The following is an 18,522-nucleotide window of genomic DNA, read 5'->3' as shown; positions in this document are numbered from 1 at the left end:
CATGAGGCCTCGTTCGGCGTCCTGATCGAGGATACGTCGTCGGCCCGACTGGGCTAGCGGGCAAGCGCCCGCGTCTCGTCGAGGATGGCTTCCACCGCGGCGATCGCATTTTCCAGCTCCGCGATGCGGCGCAACGTGCTGTCGGCCGGCATCGTTTCGTGCTCCGCCGCTTCCATGATGAGGGCGCGCTGGCGGGCTTTGAGACGGTCCAGGAGAGATTCGAGCTTAGGCATGAGCCGCACTTAACCGGGCCTCACGCAATGGACAACATTTGTTTCCGGTAAAAACACCGATGTGTTGGACCAAGCCACCAGCGAGGAACACGATTGTACGGGAGTGTGGCGAAGATGAAATGCCGACTACGTATTTTCACTTGCCTGATTCGAGCCTGTACCTGACGCGAGCATGCACCCGACGCTGCGAATCGCGGCGGCTTCGAGGCGCCGCTGAACCTTTCCCCCGGTGGAGGGTTCACACAGCCTGAAGACCAACCCCGGAACCGTGATCATGTCGAAGACGATGTCCGCCGAGTTCAAGAGCCGTCGCGATGCCGAGACCGCGGTCGAGCATCTCGTCCAGGAACACGGGATCGACCGGAGCGCCGTCACCATCGCGCCAGCGGGGGACGAGAACAGCGCGGGGACCGAGGCGGCGCGGGCCGATATCGAGGATGGCCGCCTGAAGGAAGGCACCGAGGGCGAGCCTGCACTTGAGGGGGCGATCCGCGTCACCGTCGAACTCGATGACGGGCTGACCGAGAAGGTGATGACCTCCTTCGAGACCTATGGCGGACGCGCCGCCGATGCCGGCTGAGCCGGTCGGCTGATTCGGCAGGTCGGCCCGGCATTCAGCGCCGGGCGGCCTCGCCCGAAGCGGGTCGGGGTGGGTTGCTGGCGGTGAGCCATAGCCTCAGCGCGTCGAAGGTCCACCGTGCGCCTTTGATCACGCTCTCGGATCGGCCCTCTTCGCCCGACCGGTCCAGGAAGGTCCGGAACGAGGTCCACATCGCCGCCGTGTCCCGCTTTCCGTAGCCTTCGTAATAGGCGCAACCGCCCGAGGCGATCGCATCTCCGAGGCTACGGCGGATGTGGTGGGCGATGACCTGTCCACCGAGCGTAGACCCTTCGGTGACGTAGAGGGCGCCGAGGATCGCGGGGCGGTCGTCGAAACCCGTTCCGGCGGCGAAACGGGGCAAGGCCTCGATGGCGTCGCGATTCATGCCGAAATGGACGAGGTCCCGTTCGATCAGGTGCAGTTTGCGGCGCGGCCATGCGACGTCGCGCCCGAAGGCTTGGCCGACGATGGGTTCGAACACACGATGAAAGCCCCACCAGCGGGCAAGCAGGGTCAGGTATCCGTCCCGCGTCGCCATCCGCTGGCGCCAATCGAGGCAGCGCTCCAGTTCCTCGTGCAGATCCTGCGTGCCTTCGCGCAGCCGTTCGGCCAGAGGCGCTTCCGGGCCGCCAGTCGCGAGCGCGGTGCGGGTCATGGCAGGGATGCCGGATCGGGCGCACCGATGGAGGCCGTCAGGATCACCCTCAATCCCGGCCGGTTGTTGGTGTTCTCGATCGTCCCGCCGAGGCGGTCGACCATGGCGTTGAGCATCCGCGTCCCGAATCCGCTCCGTGTACCCGACATGCCCTGCCCCTGATCGGCGACGATCAGGCGGAAGCGGTTGCGATGCTGTTCGAGGCTGATGGCGATGGGACCGACCGCGCCGGAATAGGCGTATTTGTTGGCGTTGATGACGAGCTCGGTCAGGATCAGTCCGATATTCACCGCAGCGTCGGTGGGGATGATGATCGGGGCGAAATCGGTGCTGAACTGCTCGGCCCATTCAGGGCCCATCGACGATTTCATTTCGGAGACGAGATCGTCGAGGTAGCGGGCCAGATCGATCATCTCGACGTTGTCGTCGCTGTAGAGCCGTCGGTGCACCAGGGCCACGGCGGCGAGCCGGCGCTGCGCCTCGCTCAATGCCTCGCTGAGCCCCGCATTGCCTTCCGCCCGCGCCTGCAGGGCGAGGAAAGCCGAGACCAGCTGCAGGCTGTTCTGGACGCGGTGATTCACTTCCTTGATCAGGTAATCCTTCTGGACCAGCAGGCTTTCCCTGTCCGCCACCGTGGCGGCGAGCTCGCGGTTGAGCTCGCGGATGCGCCGGGTCTGACGAGCCTCGTAGAGCTCGCGCACGATGCGCTGCGCCGCCTCGATCTCGGGGAGCGACCAGGGCTTGGCATGGCCATGGACCTCCTCGGTCCAGGCTTCGAAGGAGGCGCGGGGGCTCAAAGTATCGCCGACGACGTTGGCGGCCTTGTGGGGGTTGCCGGCCCAGTTGACGAGTTCGACCCGCTCGGCCCGGAACCACATCAGGATGATCGGCTCCTCCCCCGACAGGACGACGGCGAGGAGCCCGCTCGCCAGCGCACGATAGGCGGCGGCGCGGGGGAAGCGCTTGCTGAGGCTGTGGGTGTGAAGCGCCTGTACCCCGCCCACCGTCCGGACCCAGGCCGCGATCTCGCGCAGGTCGGTTTCCTCGGCGCAGCGTCCGGTATGGTGGAGGTCCCTGCCCTGGAGCAGCGCGAAGCCGTCGGCGCCGAGCATGCGGCGCAGCTCCTCGCTCGTCTCGATCAGAATTTCGGCGAGGGGAGCTTCGCCCAGAACCTTTCCGGAGACCACGTCCTCGGCGCTGCGCAGCCGCAGCCGCTCACGGTAATTCTCGGCTTCCTCCCGTGAGCTGACCTGACGGGCGAGACTTCCCGCCAGGGCCTGACAGGCCATGCGCTGTCCGAAGGCGAGGGTGCGCGGCGTCCGGTTGTGGCAGGCCACGAGCCCCCACAGAATGCCGTCCTTGACGATGGAGATCGAGGCGGAGGCCGCCACATCCATGTTGCGCAGATATTGAAGGTGGATCGGCGAGACGCTGCGCAGTTCGATGTCGCTCAGATCGAGCTGTGACAGGTGCCGGGGCCGAAGCGGCTGTGGCGTATAGGTGACGTCCGGGATCACGCGGACGCGGTTGCGGATGTAGAGGGCGCGCGCCTGTTTCGGGATGTCCGAGGCCGGAAAATGGTGGTGCAGGAAGCTGCCGAGCTCGGGAACGCGGCTTTCCGCGATGACGACGCCGGCATCGTCGTCGAGGAAGCAATAGATCATCACCCGGTCGAAACCGGTGAGCTCGCGGAACGACGTCGCCGCCCGGTCGCACAAGGCCTTGAGGTCGGTGGCCCGCTCCAGGGCGCTTCCGGCGCGGTCGAGCCAGCCGAGAAGGCTGGCCGCATCGGTCCACAGGGAGGCCTGCGGTTCGAGCTGGATCAGCCATTGGCCGTCCTGAAAGCGCGCAGTGGCATCCATTGCCGCGCGAAGCCCCATGACGTGACCGATCACGACGGTCTCGTCGCGGGGCGCGTCGAGCAGCAGGGAGGCCGGCGAGGCGCCGAGGAGCTCGGACAACGTCCGCCCGGTCCATTCCGCGGCGAGCAGGCCTTCGATGTCGCCCGCGCCGCCGACCACCCTCTGGTCTTCGGCATTCGCGATCAGCAGGAGGCCGTGCGGCTGGATCGCTCCCGGAATATGGATCGGCTCACGGTCGCAGACGGTCAGGTCCGGACCGAGATCCGAGGGGTCGGCATCCTGGCGAGGATCCAGGGCAGGGTCGGCCGTCCGGGTGGCACTCAGTTGCGTCATGCGTTCATTCGGTAACGTGATGTGAGCCTCGACAACGGCGATGCCGCTGGGCGATTCCCGCGAGTCGGTCGGCATCACGGAAGGACGTCCTTCCGCATCACCCGGCCCGCACCTCCTGAAAGAAATCACTTCCCCCGTCCATGGGAGAAGAAGGCGGCTCGCACTTACCCGCAATCCCTCGGGAGGGTTGCATGGAAAAAACCGATCCCCCCAGGAGGCGGGCTGAAGAGTTACTTAGGCACTATCGACGGCTTTGCCATATCGGCCGGGGCATAGTTTTTCGATGAACTGTGTATGTATTCATACACAGGAGGTCGTCTTATCGCATGGTACATTGATCGAGGATGAACAACTGTCCGGAATGACTTGCCTAGTCTTTGCTGCCGCCCTGCCCGATGCCGATCACGCCCCCATCAGGACCGATACGTGGGCGGCCACCGAGTCACCGAGGCCCTTCAGGTCGTAGCCGCCTTCCAGCAGCGACACGATCCTGCCGTCGCAGGTGCGGTCGGCGATTTCCATGACTTGGCTGGTCGCCCAGGCGAAATCCTCGGCCTCCAGCATGAGGTTGGCCAGCGGGTCGCGCCAATGGGCGTCGAACCCGGCGGAGATGACGATCAGGTCGGGCTTGAACGCCTCGAGACGGGTGAGGATGCGGCTTCGCATCGCCTCCTTGAAGGCGTCGCCATCGGCGAAGGGCTTGAGCGGCGCGTTGACGATGGTGCCGTGCTCGCCCTCCTCGGACACCGCTCCGCTGCCGGGATAGAGCGGCATCTGGTGGGTCGAGCAGAACAGCACGGATGGATCGGACCAGACGATGTCCTGCGTGCCGTTGCCGTGATGCACGTCCCAATCGACGATGGCGACGCGCTCCGCCCCGTGGACCTTCCTGGCGTGAAGAGCGGCGATCGCCGCGTTGTTGAAGACGCAGAAGCCCATCGCCTTGGTGCGTTCGGCATGGTGCCCCGGCGGTCGCATGGCCGAGAAGGTGTTGCGGGCGGCACCCGTCATCACGAGGTCGACGCCTTGCACGGCCGCACCGACACCGCGCAGGACGCAATCCAACGTTCCCGGCGAGAGCACCGTATCGGAATCGAGATGGGCTAGCCCCTCGCTCGGCACCGAGCGGAAGATGGCGCGGACCCATTCCTCGGGATGGGCGAGGAACACCGATTCGAGGGCGGCGGCGTCCGGCGAGCGACGGTCGAGGCCGGAGAAGTCCGCCGTCCCGAGGGCCTCCTGAACCGCCTTCATGCGCTCCGGCCGCTCGGGATGTCCGTGCGGCGTGCGATGCTCGAACGCGGCCGCATGATGGAACAGAACGGTCATCGATATCTCCCCTCGTGAATCTGGCATCGGGTATACCAGCTTGAACGAGGGATGACAGGAGCGGGGATCAGGCTCGCAAGTGCCGGAGGGCCTCGGCGTGGAGGCCGGCATTGGCCGCGGCCACGACCCGTCCGTCGAAAGCCGGGGTCAGGGGGCGACCGTCCCAATCGGTCATCACCCCGCCCGCCCCTTCCACCACCGGCACGAGGGCCATGACGTCGTAGACCTGGAGCCCCGCTTCCACCACGAGGTCGCAATGACCGCTGGTGAGAAGGCCGTAGGCGTAGCAATCGCCGCCGAAGCGGCGCAGGCCCACCGCTCCGCTGAGCCGTGCGAAGGCCTCCGCATCCATGCCCTCGAAGATGTCCGGGGAGGTCGCGAACAGGCGGGCCTCGTGAAGGTGCCTGCCGCTCGTCCGGGCGGGCCGGCCGTCGAACCACGCCGCGTCGCCGGTTCCGCACCAGCGTTCGCCGAGTGCCGGCATGTCGATGACGCCGACGATCGGCCGTCCGCCGGAGACCAGGGCGATGAGCGTCCCGAAGAGCGGCATGCCGGTGATGAAGCTCTTGGTGCCGTCGATCGGGTCGATCACCCAGGTGAGCGGCCGCTCGAAGTCCCCGCCCTCCTCCTCTCCGAGGATGCCGTGGTCGGGATAGACGCTGCGGATCTCGGCGCGCAGCAGGGATTCGATGGCGCGGTCGGCGGCGGTGACCGGGCTCGCATCGGCCTTGGCTTCCACCGGCAGTTCGGTGCGGAAATAGTGCCGCGCGAGCGGAGCGGCGAAATCCGCGAGGCGATGGGCGAAGGCGAGGAAATCCGCTTTCGTCGCCTCGTCCCCGGACCGGATCGGCGATGCGTCCACACCCATCACAGGCGCCTCAGCCAGAGTGGCCAGTCGGGATGGTGGAACAGGGTTCGGGCCCGCATGTGCTTCCAGGTTCCGTATTTGTAATAGTCGAAATCGAGGGTCGAGACGGCCTCCTGGATCATCGCCCAGGTCGCCCATTTGAGATCGCCAAGCGCCTTCAGGACCGCGATGCGCGCATGGATTTCGGGGGTCCAGCGGCCGAAATAGGCCTCGATCATCTCCCGCTCGATCGTGTCCGGGAACGCCATCTCGTCGAACCAGAGGGCGAGTTCGTAGGCGCGCTCGTTGTTGGAGGCATATTCGAAGTCGACGAGCAGCACCCTGTCGGCCTCGTCGATCATGAAATTGCCGGCGAGCGTATCGTTCATGCATGGCACGAGATCGAGGCCGGAGGCCGTCATCGCGGCTTTCGCCTCGGCCATGCAGCGCATCAGATGGGCCTGGTCGGCGGGAAGCCGGCCGCCTACCTCCGCGACCTGTTCGACATGCTCCTCGATCATCTCGAAGATCGTCTTCGTCAGCCCGAGCGGCGCGGAATCGTTGAAGGCCTTGAGGGCGCGCACGGCGTTGTGGCGGACAGTGGGGCGCAGGAAGTCGAGATTCGAGGAGGCGCGGTAACGCTCGACGAAGGCGAAGATCTCGACTCCGGCATCGGGCAGGTAGTCGACGACCTGGACGCCGTAGCCGCAGGCCTCCGCGCGCCGGCTGGCATCGTTGGCGCAGTCGCGGGTGATGAACATCTCGGTGCCACGGCCGGGCATCTTCACGAAATAATCCTGCGTGTCCCCGATGGCGACGCGCCAGTTGGTGTTGCTGATCCCGCCCGCCACCGGCCGGTAGCGCATCGGCCGGCCCCGCCAGGCAGCGATGCCGGCCAGCACGCCCTCCAGGGCGCGCTCGCCCTCGCTGATGCCGTCGCCCAAGCCTTTCCAGCTCATCGCCGTTCGCTGCCTCCCGTTTCGAATGCCCGAGTCACAGCCGGCGCAGCCAGCTTTCGAAGTCACGCGCGCCGACGGTCGTGCGCGCATGCAGAAGCCGCCAGGTTCCGTATTTGTAGAACTCGATCCCGCTCCGCGCCGAGGTGACCGCACGGGTGACGCCCCAGAGGCCGCCCATCACGTCATCGACCGCGCCGTAGAGGCGGCAGCGGTTGTAGAGGCGCTCGTCGAACCGGCCGACATAATGCTCCACCGCCTCGCGCCGCTCCGGCTCGAAGAGGCAGGCCTCGTTGAGGAGGGCGCCGAGATCGAACCAGGGGTCGTTGTCGCCGGCGAGGTCGAAATCGACGAGACGGATTTCCCCCTCCCCGATCATGATGTTCGAGGCGATGCCGTCGTTGTGGCAGAAGGCGAGGTCGATGCCCGAGGCATGGATCGCCTCGCGCACGAGCGCCATCGCCGCCACGAGCCGGTCGGTCCCGTCGGGAAGCGGAGCGTCGGCGGCACGGGCCTCGGCCGCGAGGCTCTCGATCCGCGCGAAGGGGCAGAATCGATGGCCGAGTAGGCCGTCGCCATGGAGCCGCGCCTTGGCATCCAGAATCTTGCCGAGGATGGTGCCGTCCTGAAGGTCGCCGACCCGGCCATAGCGCCAGGGCTCGGGCAGGTAGGCGAGGCCGAGCGCCCCGTCCGCCTCGTGGACCACCTCCGGGGCGATGCCGAGGCGCGCGGCCTTGCGGGCCGCCTGCGCCGCCACGGGCGTCAGATCGTCCGCCATATCGGCATGGCGCAGCTTGAGGAAGACCGGCTCGCCCTCACGGAACGCGACCTGGACGCAGTCCGAGGCCACGGCCCGGTGGGTCGGGGATGCCACCGGCGCTGCGGCCAGCCCATAGCGAGGCTGGCGCGCGATCCAGTCCGGCCGCGTGGCGATGATGGCTTCGACGCGATGGTCGAAAGGGGTGCCTGCCTCACCGTATTGTATCATCGCTCCGCTCCGAACGCCTCGTTCGGCCGTTTGACGAGCAAGGCGCGTTCCGGCGAGCCGCCGCTACGGCACAAGCGCCATGCGGCGCGTAAGGCCACCGCGAGTCCGGCTTCGAGATCGGCCGGCCGAGACAGTTCGGCCTCGTTATGCGCGATGCCGTCGACACTTGGGACGAAGACGATGCCGGTCGGGCATTGGCCGAGCAGGCTGATCGCGTCGTGGCCGGCCACCGTATCCATGCGCAGCGACCGCAAGGATGTCTCCTCGGCGCAGGAGGAGACGAGATCGCACACCGCTTCGGGCAGATTGCGGATCGGCCGCAGCGTCCGGCCGGGAATTGCCGCCACGACGCCGGCGCGGCACGCCGCCTCGGTGATCGCCGCCTCCGCCATCAGGGTCGCATCGGTGAGCAGGCGATCGTCGGCCGAGCGCAGTTCGACGCTGAGCTCCACCCGGGCGGGCACCACGTTGGGGGAGTTCGGCTCCACCAGGATGCGTCCCACCGAGGTATGGAAGCGGCCGGGCCAGCGCTCGGCGATCTCTCTCACTTCGGCGATCAGATAGGCGGCGGCGAGCAGCGCATCGCGCCGGCGCGGCATCGGGGTCGGGCCGGTATGGGCCTGCTCGCCGGTGAAGACCACGTCGATCTTCGCCGCCCCCCAGTTGCGGGTGACGACGCCGATGGTCGCCTTCGCGTTCTCCAGGATGAGGCCCTGCTCCACGTGGAGTTCGAGGTAGCAGGACGGGAGCGGCGGCGGCCGGTCCGTGCCGAGGAACCCGATCCCGCCCAGGGCCTCCCGCAGGGAGATCCCGGCATCGTCGCGGCTGGACAAAGCCTCCTCGATCCGGCGCGCGCCCGCATAGGCGCCGCTGCCGAGGAGGCTCGGCCGGAAGCGCGCGCCCTCCTCGCCGGTCCAGTTCACCGCGCAGAAATCCGCCGTGAAGGTCTCGCCGGCGCGCCGCGCCCGCATCAGGGCGGCGCCGATGCCGGCGGCCGCTGCCACGCCGTAGGTCCCGTCGAAGCGGCCGGCCTTCGGCTGGCTGTCGAGATGAGAGCCCATCATCACCAGCGGGGCACCGGGACCGTCGGTGAGAGGGAAGATGGCGAATTGGTTGCCCACCGCGTCGAGGAGGATCTCGGCGCCGGCCTCGCGGGCGGAATTGGCGAAAACGCGACGGGCCTGTCCGTCCTCGGCCGAAGCACAGAGCCGAGTGATGCCGCCGCCGGGTGTCGCGCCGCAGGCGGAAATCTCTTCGAAGAGCGCGTGGAACGCGCCGGCCGCCGCAGCTGCGTCAGGAACTGATGAGATCGATGTCATGCTGGGTGAAATAATCCAGGAACGGCTGCGGCGGCGGCCGGTCGGTGACGAGGGTGAGCCGTTCCGAGAGCCCGAAGGTGCAGAGGTTGGCCTGACGGCCGAACTTGCGGGAATCGGCGAGAAGCACGCTCTGGCGTGCCTGGCCGCGAAGCACCTTCCGCAGGGCGGATTCGTGCTCCTCGTAATCCATCCAGCCATGGGTGAGGTCGCAGGCCGCGATGCCCATGAAGGCGATGTCGAAATAGAACCGCTGCGCGTAGGCCACCGTCTCGTAGCCCACGAGGGCGTTGTCCCGCGCCCGCAGCATCCCCGGTGTCAGGTTCACCCGGGCGGGACCGTTGCCGAGATGGAGCGCAACGTCGATGGAATTCGTCGTCACCGTGAGGTTGCGGCCGCTGAGGCGGCGGGCGAAAGCGAGCGTCGTGGTGCCCGTGTCGATGAAGACCGACATCCCGTCGCGGATCAGCCCCTCGGCATTGGCCGCCACCTTCGCCTTCTCGCGCGGGTTGGTCTTGCCCCGCTCGTGCAGAGGCCGGTCCTGGTCCAGGCGCGGCGGCACCGCGCCGCCATGGATCCGGCGCAGGACGCCGCGCTCCTCCAAGACCTTCAGGTCGCGCCGGATGGTCTCCTCGGAAACCCTGAGATAGGCGGCGACGTCGGAGACGCCGACCCGACCCGTTCCGTTCAGACGGGACAGGATCTCCTGATAGCGGTGGTCGGTCAGCATCGGCCTCGGCATCTCCCCATTTCGCTGAAGCGTAGCGATTTTGATGGGGCGAGGCCGCAGGAAAACGCGTGTCCCGCACGGTATTTCCCACAGAGATTGCAGACGCACCGGCCGTGCCGGCCAGGGCCGCCATCGATGCCGGCTCTGGAAAACCACCTCGAATGGCGAGCCGTGGAGAGGCAGGGTCGGGCAGATCCCACATGCCGGCATGTCCTGTCCGATTGATCATGACGTCTGGATCACGCTGCCTGAACCGGGATGACGAGGAATGTTGCTGTCGCTTGCAGCGAAACGGGCGCTGGAACGAGGTTGGCGAAAAAGTCCCCGGCATGGTGATTCTGTCAATCTGAAACTGACCGATTTGTGGGATTTATGGGGGATTGCCTGAATTTTCTGCCTTTTGCCGTCTACAGGATCACGACTGCCCGTTTCCGTGCCCTCCTCGTCCATCGAGATGCTGGGGAGTTCGCCCTGAAGGACCTGTCAGGACGGCCTCTGCTGGTTGAATATCAGTTTTTCGACTGCTGTGGTTCAATCCCACGGTGTATTTCGAAGAATTTGGACGGGGAGTGGAACTTTTATCGGTTTCGCTCTCCGCTGTGGCATTGGCCTTGCTGAACTCTCCCAATCTCACAATTCCCCGCTCTTGGGCTCCTTCGACGAGCACGTGATCGAGCGGTGCGGGGAACAGCAGAATGGGGACGCTCGACGATGCCGACAGACGCGACAGAGACACTCGGACGCGCGCCCTTCGCGCCTCCGGCTCGCCGACCCGGGCTTCCGGTGCTCCTCGGCGGCGCGTTCCTCGCGGCGGGCATGCTTTCCGCCGAGGCGCAGACGGCGTCCCCGGTGGGCGAGTTCAACGTCCAGACGCAGCCGCGCACCACCCGCGAAGTGGCGGAGAAACCCGCCGATCCGGTGCGCGTCGGGCCGCTCGCGCCCTGGGCCACCGATATGGCAGCGCGCGGGCTCACCTTCGACGTCAACATCTACGATTTCTATCAGGCCAATCCGAGCGCCGGCCTGCGAACCGGTGAGCAATCGAACTCGGCCTATTTCGTGCTCAGCATGACGGCCGACATGCAGAAGCTCGCCGGCATTGCCGGAGGCTCGATCAACTTCACCCAGACGTTCTTCGGCCTCGTGCGCAACCTCAACATGGCCGGTGACATCGGCGACACCACGGTGGGCTACCAGCCGCCCTACACGCCCAACAGCACCCGCCTCTCGCTGCTGACCTACCAACAGAAGCTCCTCGACGACCGCCTCGTGGTCGAGGTCGGCCGCACGCATCCGGACCGTTATTACGGCCTGCCGCCGTGCAACTCGATCAATTCCTGTTTTCAGGACATGTTCTACTTCAATGCCGGCTTCACCTCGCCGCTCTTCGCCGTCTGGGGCGCCAACATCGCCTACAAGATCTCGCCGACCACCTACATCCAGGCCGGCGCCTTCAGCGTGAACCCCGGCACCAACGTCCTGTCGGGCTACGATTTCGGCTACGAGCGCCTGGCCGGCGCCGTCGTGATGACCGAGATCGGCCGCAAGACCGACTATACGATGGAGGCCTATCCCGGCCGCGTCTCGCTCACCGGCTTCTACAACACCGCCGACCACGACGATAACTTCAAGACCATCGCCGGCACCTCGAAGGGCCTCAACCCCGGCACGCCGTCGCTGCAGAAATCCGGCACGTCGGGCGTCGTCCTCACGGGCACGCAGACCCTGTGGCGGGCCGATGGCGGAAGCGATGCGAGCAACCCGCATCCCACCGCGATCTCGGCCTATACCGGCACCGGCTACGCCTTCGACCCGACGATCCCGATCCGCTTCAACTCCTTCGCCGGCCTGCTCCTGCAGGCTCCCGACCAGAGCCGGCCCAACGACACCTACGGCATCAAGGCCAATTGGCAGCGGCTGAACGAAAACTACGCCGCCTTCCTGTCGGATGCGAACTTCATCTCCGGCGGCACCGGCGAACCCTATTCGCGCGACAAGTTCGTGTTCGAGGTCAACGCCCATTTCGACCTGGGTAAGGGCGTCATCCTCGAGCCGGTGGTGCAGTACGTCGTCAATCCGAACTCGTACTGGAACCCCTACACAGCCCGCCGCGCCAAGGACGGCTTCTACGGCGGCTTCACCCTCGTCGTTCCCCTCGGCACCCTGCTCGGCCTCGCGCCGGGCTAGGCTCTCGGGGGCCTGCGGCTTCGACATCGTCAGAGAGCCGGCTCCGTTCGCGCGGAGCCGGCTTTTCGTTTCCGGCGCATCGTCGATGCCGGACCCGAATCCCCTGCGCAAAACAGCGTATGGCGCATCGCCCCCGCCCCCGGCATCGAGGGTGCACATCTTCGAGGAACCCGCCATGCCCACCGTCGACGCCCTCTACCGCTATCCGATCAAGGGTCTGTCGGCCGAGGCCCTGACAAGCCTGAGCGTCACCCCGCAAGACGGCCTCGCCCATGACCGGGAATACGCCCTGGCGCTGGGGACCACCCGGTTCGACCCGGAGAAGCCGGAGCCCCTGGACAAGGGCTTCTTCCTGATGCTGCGCAACAACACGGCGCTGGCTTCCCTCGCCACGCGGCTCGACCCCGAAAGCCACCGCCTGACGATCCGGCGCGGCGGTGAGGAGGTGTTCGCCGCCGACCTCTCCACCGAGACCGGACGCGCCGGGACGGAGGATTTCTTCGCCGATTACCTCGGCGAGGAGACCCGCGGGCGACCCCGCCTCGTGCGGAGTGAGAACCACAAGTTCACCGATGCCAGCGTGCTCTCACCGGTGATGATGCGGGCGATCTCGGTGGTGAACCTCGCCTCGGTGCGGGCGCTGTCCGAGGCGACGGGGCGGGAACTCGATCCCCTGCGCTTCCGCGCCAACATCCATCTCGACGGGCTGGAGCCGTGGCAGGAGCTCGACTGGGTGGGGCGTGAGCTCGGCATCGGCCCGGTGCGCCTGCGCGGCCTCGCCCGCACGCCGCGCTGCGGCGCCGTCAACGTCAACCCGAAGACCGCCGAGCGCGACGCGAACCTGCCGAAAGCCATCATGAAGCATTTCGGGCATGTGGACCTCGGGATCTATCTCGAGGTCGTCGAGGGCGGGACGATCGCCACGGCGGATGGTGTCACCCTCGGCTGAGGGAGGTCCAATCTCTCTTGTGGGCTTCTCGATTCAGAAATCTGGTCGAGAGCCGTTGCCTCTGTTCAAGAGGGTTCGTCATGAGGCGTCACGGGCTCCCTCTCCTTCCAGGCAGGGCGATCGCATATGCCGATTTACTCGTCGAGAAATTGAAACGCAGCACCCCGTCATCCCGGGGCCGCGCAGCGGAGCCCGGGATCCAGAAACACAGGTGGTGCAGGACTTTGCACCGTCGGTGGCTCTGGATTGCACGCCTCTGGCGCGGCCCTCCGGGTCCGGGCTCGCCTCTGGCGACCCGGAATGACGGCGTGGTACCATATGCGATGGCTCTGCCTTCCAGGAGAGGGGACTCGTGTTGCCCGCGAGAGGTGCGACTATCGTAGCCCACAAGGGGGAGGAGGGCCTCGGGTCAGGCGTGCTCCGTCCTCAGCTCGGCCTCACCAGGCTCGGCGCCTTGCGGTAGCCGGTGGCCGCCTCGTAGGCATAGGCGAAGCCGAGGAGGTCGGCCTCGCTCCACATCCGGCCCACGAAGATCAAGTTGAACGGCGAGCCGCTGGCATAGGCCCCGGCCGGCAGCGTCACGCCGGGCAGGCCGGCAATGTTGATCTCGCAGACCGTGGTCTCGTTGATGGCAAGGCCGCCATGCAGGGGCGGCAGTTCATCGCGCATCTGCGGGAAGACGAGCCCGTCGAGCCCATTCTCGTCCATGACCCGGTTGAAGATGTCGAGATAAGCCTCTCTGAGAGCGAGGAAGTCCGACAGGTCTGGCGGCCGCGTCGGGTCGGCCAGGATCGCCTCGAAGACCGGATATTGGTGCAGGTAGCGCAGCACGCCCTTGGGGCCGAACGCATCCTCGTCCGCCGTCGCCTCGGCGAAGGCCGCGACACTCGGCAGCGCCGCGCTCGACCCGAGGCGCTGCAGGTAGAGATGCAGGTCGTAGGGCACGGATTCCATGCCGCGGGCATCGAAATAGTTCAGGCCTTCGGTGGGCTCGGCGAGGGCGGCGAAGCCCGTGCCGGCGAACGGATCAGCGACCAGGGTCGCGCCGCAGGCGGTGATCTCGCTCTGCGCCCGCGCGTAGAGATCCGTCGCCTCGGCCGAAAGCGGCAGGTCGCGCCAGCCGGGACCGAACAGGCCGAGGCGCTTGCCCTGGAGCCCGTTCCCGTCGAGTTTCAAGGTGTAGCCGCCCTTGGGCCGCTTGCCGATGCCCGCCACGGTCTTGGGGTCGGCGGCGGTGTAGCCGGCCAGCACGTCGAGGGTCAGGGCGGCGTCGCGCACGCAGCGGGCGATGGGGCCGACCACGTCGCGGGTGCTGCCGGCCAGCGGCACCACCCCGGCATTGGGGACGAGGGCGAAGGTCGGCTTGATGCCGACCAGCCCCTGCGCCGAGGCGGGATTCTGGATCGAGCCGCCGGTCTCCTCGGCGAGGCCGAGCACCGCGAGGCTGGCGCCCACCGCCGTGGCCGTGCCGGCGCTGCTGCCTCCGGGCAGGCAATCGGGCGCCGCCGAATTCAGGGTCGGTCCGGCCCAGCTGTCGTTGGCGTGGCTGCCGGTGGCGCTGAGGACGGGAACGTTGGTCTTGCCGAGCATGACGCAGCCGGCCGCCCGCATCCGCGCCACGACGGGCGAGTCGGTCTCGGGGATCAGGTCGACGCCGCCGGCTTGCGCGCTGAGGAAGCGCCAGCCCGCCGTGGTCGGCAGCCCGGCCATGTCCATCGGGTCCTTGATCACCACCGGCACGCCGGCCAGCGGTCCCAGCGCCTCGCCCGCGGCGCGGCGCGCGTCGATGGCGCGGGCGTCGTCCAGCGCCTGCGGGTTCATGACGATGATGGCGTTGTAATGCGGGTTGTAGGCGGCGATCCGGTCGAGGAAGGCCAGCGTCAGCGCCTCCGAGGTGACGCCGCTGGCGAAGGCGTCGGCCACGTCGGCCAGGGTCATCTCGACGATGTCGAGGTCGGGGATTTGCGTCGGTTCGGCAGCCATCGCTGGATGTCTCCTTGGTTGGAATGGAAAGGCTGTACGGGATGAGGCGAGCGGCCTCATTCCATGCCGACGAATTCCTCGATCATCGCCCGGTCGCGGGCGATCTCGGGCGGGATCTCACGGGTGACGACGCCCTTCTGCAGGATCAGCACCCGCTCGGAGAGGCCGGCGATGAAGGTGAGGTTCTGCTCGACGAGGAGGATCGTCAGGCCGCGCGCCCGGCCGATCGCCTGCAGCGTCTCAATGATCTCCTCGATGATCGAGGGCTGGATCCCCTCCGTCGGTTCGTCGAGGAGAAGGATGCGGGGGTTGCCGCAGAGACAGCGGGCCAGCGCCAGCAATTGCTGCTCGCCCCCCGACAGCGCCCCGCCCGGCCGGTCGAGATAGGCCTTCAGGCGGGGGAAGACGGTGAGGATGTCCGCGATGGTCTCGTCCTCGTCCCTGTCGGAGAGAAGGCAGCCCATGCGCAGGTTCTCGCGCACGCTCAACGTGGCGAAGATTTCCCGGCCCTGCGGCACGAACCCCATGCCGAGCCGCGCCCGCGCCGTCGGCGAGCGCCGGGCGATGTCCTCGCCCCCGAGGCGGATGCGGCCGGCGGTGACGGGAAGGTAGCCCATCAGGGTGCGCAGCAGGGTCGTCTTGCCCATGCCGTTATGGCCGAGGATGCCGACGAACTCGCCCTCCCCCACGGCGAGCGAGACGCCGCCGAGGATCGGGATGCGGCCATAGCCGGAATGCAGGCCCTCGACGGCGAGGAGCGCGGGCCGTGCCGCCGCGGCGTCCGGGCCGGAGGAGAGCGGGAGCGGTTCTTGCGCGTTCATCGTGCGGCTCATGCGGCCTGCTTGCCGAGATAGACGTCGCGGACGCGCTGGTCGGCCAGCACCCGCTCCACGCTGTCCTCCATCAGGATGCGGCCCTGGTTGAAGACCGTGACGGTCCTGGCGATCATCCGGATGAAGGGCATGTCGTGCTCCACCACGATGAGGGCATGGGTGCGGTTGATCTCGCGGATGAGCTCGGCGGTACGGTGGACCTCGTCATGGGTCATGCCGGCGGCCGGCTCGTCGAGGAGGATCAGCTCCGGTTCCTGCGCGAGCACGGTGGCGATCTCGACCCATTGGCGCTGGCCGTGGGCGAGCTGCCCGACATTGCGTTCGGCGATGGCCGTGAGCTGGAGCCGCGTCAGCGTCTCGTCGACGATGGAACGCGTCCGGGCGATCGACTTGCGCCGCCCGGCCGCCACGAACACGTTCTCGCGCACCGACAGGCCGTTGAAGACGTTGGGCACCTGGGTCTTGATGCCGACGCCGAGCCTCGCGATCCGGTGCGGCTCGGCCCCGGTGATGTCCGTGTCGCGGAAGCGGATGCGGCCTTCGCTCGGCGTCAACTGGCCGGTGAGCATCTTGAAGAAGGTGCTCTTGCCCGCGCCGTTGGGGCCGATGAGGCAGCGCAGTTCCACCTCGCCGAGGGTGAAGTCGACATTGCCCACCGCCGTCACGCCGCCGAAGCGCATGGTGACGCCTTTGGCCTCGACGAGGGGGCGAAGCGGCGGGCGGATTGAGGAAGCCGGCGCCGTCGCTGTCATGGTGATGCTCATGGCCGGACCTCCCCTGCCAGCGCCTCGCGGGCGGGATCGGCGGGTCTGCCCGCCTTCGCCTCGACGATTTTGGTCCTGAAGACCTTGGTGACGAGATCGGGTAGGCGCATCAGCAGGTTCCTCACCACCGGCAGCAGGCCCTGCGGGATCAGCAGGACGAACGCCACGAGGACGATGCCGAGGCCGAGATTGGAATCGACCACGTTCTGCGAGCCGGCCTCGATGATGAGCCACTGGATCAGCACCGCGCCGAGCATCGGGCCGACGAGGGTGCCGAGGCCGCCCACCAGCACGAAGATGATGACCTGCGCGGACATCGACAGGCCGAACACGGTGGGGCTGATGAAGCCGCCCCAATTGGCGTAGAGGCAGCCCGCGAGCCCGGCGACCGCGCCCGAGATCATGAAGGCGAGGAGCTTGTAGAGGCGCGGATCGTAGCCGATGAGCTGCGCCCGGGTCTCGTTCTCGCGGATCGCCACCACGACACGGCCGAAGCGGCTGGCCAGCACCCAGCGCAACACCGCGTAGACCAGGATCAGCGCGCCCATGGCGGCGTACCAGATGCCGTCATTGTCGAGCGGGTTGCCCGCGTCGCCGAGCTTGTTGAGGGCGGGGATCGCCGGGATGCCGTTGAACCCGCCGAGTTCCGCCTCGCCGAGCCGGTACTGGCTGCCGGAGGTGGTGTTCACGAGCTGGAACAGGATCACCGAGACGGTGAGGGTGATGACGCCGATATAGGCGTCCGAGATCCGGCCGTAGAACATGAAGTAGCCGAGCAGACCCGCGAACAGGGTCGGCACCAGGATGGCGATGAGGATCGGCAGCGTGCTGTCGCCCATATTGATCATGGAGACGGCGTAGGCGTAGCCGCCGAGCCCCAGGAAGGCGGCCTGCCCGAAGGACATCACCCCGCCATAGCCCCAGATGAAGCCCTGGCTCAGGGCGAACATGGCGAGTGCTGCAAAGCCCGTGGCTTGGACGAGGCCGAACGTGTCGAGGATGTGCGGCGCCCCGAATAGGAGGCCGAGCATGACGCAGAGGGTCGCGAGGAAGCCCCCTGCGGAGCGACGGTCGACGGGATTCATAGGCTGCGCCTCAGGTAGCGGCCGGTGATGCCCTGCGGCAGCACGCGGATCAGCAGGATCGCGGCGACGAGGAGGGCGACGTCGCCGATGACGGGCGTGGTCCTGAACGAGACCAGTTCGTTGATGAACCCGAACACCGAGGAGGCGAGGCCCGTGCCCGTGACGATGGCGGGGCCGCCGCCCAGCACGGTGATGAAGGCGCGGGAAATGTAGGCCGCCCCCATGGAGGGGGAGACGCCGGAGATCGGCGCGAGGATGCCGCCGGCCAGCCCCGCGAGGGCCGCGCCGAGGCCGAACGTCGCCATGTAGATGCGGTCGGGAGAGACGCCCATGGCGGCGGCCATGCGCGGGTTCTGCATGGTGGCCCGCAGGATCAGCCCGAACTTCGTCATGCGCAGCAACAGGAACATGCCCGTCAGCACGGCGAGCGCGGTGGCGATGATGACGAGGCTGTAGAGGCTGGCGCCGTAGCGGCCGATCTCGAAACTCCCGACCGGGGTCGAGACGCCCCGCACGACGTTGCCGTAGAGCGTGGTGATCAGGCCGATCAACCCGAGGCTGATGCCCCAGGTCGCCAGCATCGTGTCCATCATCCGCCCGTAGAGGAAGCGGATGACGGTGCGTTCGAGGATCAGCCCCACCGCCCCCACCACCAGGGGCGGCAGGACCAGCATGGCGATCCAGATGTTCACCCCGGCGCCGTTCGCCATCACGGCGGTGTAGGCGCCGAGCATCATGAACTCGCCGTGGGCGAGGTTGATGATGCGCATCATGCCGTAGATCACTCCGAGACCGAGGGTGATCAGGACCAGGGTGGCGATGCCGGTGGCGACGTTGAAGGTCAGGAGCCCCGCGAGATCCATGAAGAGGC

General features: G+C 67.3%; 17 protein-coding genes. 3 read left to right on the top strand and 14 right to left on the bottom strand.

The annotated features are described in order from the left end of the window. Window positions 1-53 precede the first annotated feature (53 nt). Window positions 54-233 (bottom strand): hypothetical protein, encoded by a 180-nt coding sequence (locus tag ACYQOP_RS17145; protein WP_056427336.1) that lies wholly within the window; start codon window positions 231-233, stop codon window positions 54-56. A gap of 274 nt (window positions 234-507) precedes the next feature. Between ACYQOP_RS17145 and ACYQOP_RS17140 the strand changes: the two genes are divergently transcribed. Next, window positions 508-813, top strand: a complete 306-nt coding sequence (locus tag ACYQOP_RS17140) for a hypothetical protein (RefSeq protein WP_207411920.1) — start codon at window positions 508-510, stop codon at window positions 811-813. Between the two features lie 34 nt (window positions 814-847). Here ACYQOP_RS17140 and ACYQOP_RS17135 read toward each other — a convergent pair whose 3' ends face one another. From ACYQOP_RS17135 to ACYQOP_RS17100, 8 genes are all read right to left on the bottom strand, one after another. Beyond that, window positions 848-1,489, bottom strand: coding sequence for a biliverdin-producing heme oxygenase (locus ACYQOP_RS17135; protein WP_461223197.1), 642 nt, complete (start codon window positions 1,487-1,489; stop codon window positions 848-850). Next, a complete protein-coding gene (locus ACYQOP_RS17130) occupies window positions 1,486-3,684 on the bottom strand; it encodes a histidine kinase dimerization/phosphoacceptor domain -containing protein (RefSeq protein WP_461223195.1) in 2,199 nt (732 codons plus the stop codon). The genes ACYQOP_RS17135 and ACYQOP_RS17130 overlap by 4 nt, the downstream gene beginning before the upstream one ends. 402 nt (window positions 3,685-4,086) lie before the next feature. Next, complete coding sequence (locus ACYQOP_RS17125; protein ID WP_461223194.1) at window positions 4,087-5,013, bottom strand: histone deacetylase family protein; 927 nt, start codon at window positions 5,011-5,013, stop codon at window positions 4,087-4,089. Between the two features lie 67 nt (window positions 5,014-5,080). Continuing rightward, window positions 5,081-5,881 carry an inositol monophosphatase family protein gene (locus ACYQOP_RS17120; protein ID WP_461223193.1) on the bottom strand — a complete coding sequence of 267 codons (801 nt, stop codon included), beginning with the start codon at window positions 5,879-5,881 and terminating at the stop codon, window positions 5,081-5,083. After that, window positions 5,881-6,819: a phosphotransferase gene (locus tag ACYQOP_RS17115; RefSeq protein WP_461223191.1), complete on the bottom strand. Its 939-nt coding sequence runs from the start codon at window positions 6,817-6,819 to the stop codon at window positions 5,881-5,883. The genes ACYQOP_RS17120 and ACYQOP_RS17115 overlap by 1 nt, the downstream gene beginning before the upstream one ends. Before the next feature lie 34 nt (window positions 6,820-6,853). Next, window positions 6,854-7,804, bottom strand: a complete 951-nt coding sequence (locus ACYQOP_RS17110) for a phosphotransferase family protein (RefSeq protein WP_461223189.1) — start codon at window positions 7,802-7,804, stop codon at window positions 6,854-6,856. Next, the gene (locus ACYQOP_RS17105; protein ID WP_461223187.1) at window positions 7,801-9,123 is read right to left on the bottom strand and encodes an allantoate amidohydrolase; all 1,323 of its coding nucleotides are present in this window, start codon (window positions 9,121-9,123) and stop codon (window positions 7,801-7,803) included. The genes ACYQOP_RS17110 and ACYQOP_RS17105 overlap by 4 nt, the downstream gene beginning before the upstream one ends. Continuing rightward, complete coding sequence (locus tag ACYQOP_RS17100) at window positions 9,098-9,850, bottom strand: DeoR/GlpR family DNA-binding transcription regulator (protein WP_461223186.1); 753 nt, start codon at window positions 9,848-9,850, stop codon at window positions 9,098-9,100. Before ACYQOP_RS17100 ends, ACYQOP_RS17105 begins: the two co-directional genes overlap by 26 nt. 816 nt (window positions 9,851-10,666) lie before the next feature. Between ACYQOP_RS17100 and ACYQOP_RS17095 the strand changes: the two genes are divergently transcribed. Continuing rightward, complete coding sequence (locus tag ACYQOP_RS17095; RefSeq protein WP_405030535.1) at window positions 10,667-12,037, top strand: carbohydrate porin; 1,371 nt, start codon at window positions 10,667-10,669, stop codon at window positions 12,035-12,037. Between the two features lie 175 nt (window positions 12,038-12,212). Then, the gene (locus tag ACYQOP_RS17090) at window positions 12,213-12,986 is read left to right on the top strand and encodes an MOSC domain-containing protein (protein ID WP_461223185.1); all 774 of its coding nucleotides are present in this window, start codon (window positions 12,213-12,215) and stop codon (window positions 12,984-12,986) included. A 426-nt stretch (window positions 12,987-13,412) separates the two neighbouring features. On the opposite strand, the gene ACYQOP_RS17085 is transcribed toward ACYQOP_RS17090, so the two are convergent. From ACYQOP_RS17085 to ACYQOP_RS17065, 5 genes are read right to left on the bottom strand one after another with little or no spacing between them, the layout of a single operon-like run. Next, entirely contained in the window at window positions 13,413-14,969 is a 1,557-nt protein-coding gene (locus tag ACYQOP_RS17085) for an amidase (protein WP_461223184.1), read from the bottom strand. Window positions 14,970-15,025: 56 nt separating this feature from the next. Continuing rightward, window positions 15,026-15,790 (bottom strand): ABC transporter ATP-binding protein, encoded by a 765-nt coding sequence (locus ACYQOP_RS17080; RefSeq protein WP_461223183.1) that lies wholly within the window; start codon window positions 15,788-15,790, stop codon window positions 15,026-15,028. 8 nt (window positions 15,791-15,798) lie between these two features. Further along, a complete protein-coding gene (locus ACYQOP_RS17075; RefSeq protein ID WP_461223182.1) occupies window positions 15,799-16,566 on the bottom strand; it encodes an ATP-binding cassette domain-containing protein in 768 nt (255 codons plus the stop codon). Next, window positions 16,563-17,651, bottom strand: a complete 1,089-nt coding sequence (locus ACYQOP_RS17070) for a branched-chain amino acid ABC transporter permease (protein ID WP_461223181.1) — start codon at window positions 17,649-17,651, stop codon at window positions 16,563-16,565. The genes ACYQOP_RS17075 and ACYQOP_RS17070 overlap by 4 nt, the downstream gene beginning before the upstream one ends. Then, window positions 17,648-18,514, bottom strand: coding sequence for an ABC transporter permease subunit (locus ACYQOP_RS17065; RefSeq protein WP_311273805.1), 867 nt, complete (start codon window positions 18,512-18,514; stop codon window positions 17,648-17,650). The genes ACYQOP_RS17070 and ACYQOP_RS17065 overlap by 4 nt, the downstream gene beginning before the upstream one ends. Window positions 18,515-18,522 lie beyond the last annotated feature (8 nt).

The organism is Methylobacterium sp. CM6247, from assembly GCF_054817925.1.
This window is presented reverse-complemented; position numbering and strand designations above follow the sequence as displayed.

Excerpts from the sequence above, each read along its gene's own strand:
- ACYQOP_RS17070 (WP_461223181.1), bottom strand. The coding sequence starts at position 17,651 with ATGAATCCCGTCGACCGTCGCTCCGCAGGGGGCTTCCTCGCGACCCTC.
- ACYQOP_RS17065 (WP_311273805.1), bottom strand. The coding sequence starts at position 18,514 with ATGGATCTCGCGGGGCTCCTGACCTTCAACGTCGCCACCGGCATCGCC.
- ACYQOP_RS17095 (WP_405030535.1), top strand. The coding sequence starts at position 10,667 with ATGCTTTCCGCCGAGGCGCAGACGGCGTCCCCGGTGGGCGAGTTCAAC.
- ACYQOP_RS17115 (WP_461223191.1), bottom strand. The coding sequence starts at position 6,819 with ATGAGCTGGAAAGGCTTGGGCGACGGCATCAGCGAGGGCGAGCGCGCC.
- ACYQOP_RS17090 (WP_461223185.1), top strand. The coding sequence starts at position 12,213 with ATGCCCACCGTCGACGCCCTCTACCGCTATCCGATCAAGGGTCTGTCG.
- ACYQOP_RS17135 (WP_461223197.1), bottom strand. The coding sequence starts at position 1,489 with ATGACCCGCACCGCGCTCGCGACTGGCGGCCCGGAAGCGCCTCTGGCC.
- ACYQOP_RS17125 (WP_461223194.1), bottom strand. The coding sequence starts at position 5,013 with ATGACCGTTCTGTTCCATCATGCGGCCGCGTTCGAGCATCGCACGCCG.
- ACYQOP_RS17130 (WP_461223195.1), bottom strand. The coding sequence starts at position 3,684 with ATGACGCAACTGAGTGCCACCCGGACGGCCGACCCTGCCCTGGATCCT.
- ACYQOP_RS17145 (WP_056427336.1), bottom strand. The coding sequence starts at position 233 with ATGCCTAAGCTCGAATCTCTCCTGGACCGTCTCAAAGCCCGCCAGCGC.
- ACYQOP_RS17085 (WP_461223184.1), bottom strand. The coding sequence starts at position 14,969 with ATGGCTGCCGAACCGACGCAAATCCCCGACCTCGACATCGTCGAGATG.
- ACYQOP_RS17140 (WP_207411920.1), top strand. The coding sequence starts at position 508 with ATGTCGAAGACGATGTCCGCCGAGTTCAAGAGCCGTCGCGATGCCGAG.
- ACYQOP_RS17100 (WP_461223186.1), bottom strand. The coding sequence starts at position 9,850 with ATGCTGACCGACCACCGCTATCAGGAGATCCTGTCCCGTCTGAACGGA.
- ACYQOP_RS17075 (WP_461223182.1), bottom strand. The coding sequence starts at position 16,566 with ATGAGCATCACCATGACAGCGACGGCGCCGGCTTCCTCAATCCGCCCG.
- ACYQOP_RS17110 (WP_461223189.1), bottom strand. The coding sequence starts at position 7,804 with ATGATACAATACGGTGAGGCAGGCACCCCTTTCGACCATCGCGTCGAA.
- ACYQOP_RS17105 (WP_461223187.1), bottom strand. The coding sequence starts at position 9,123 with ATGACATCGATCTCATCAGTTCCTGACGCAGCTGCGGCGGCCGGCGCG.
- ACYQOP_RS17080 (WP_461223183.1), bottom strand. The coding sequence starts at position 15,790 with ATGAACGCGCAAGAACCGCTCCCGCTCTCCTCCGGCCCGGACGCCGCG.
- ACYQOP_RS17120 (WP_461223193.1), bottom strand. The coding sequence starts at position 5,881 with ATGGGTGTGGACGCATCGCCGATCCGGTCCGGGGACGAGGCGACGAAA.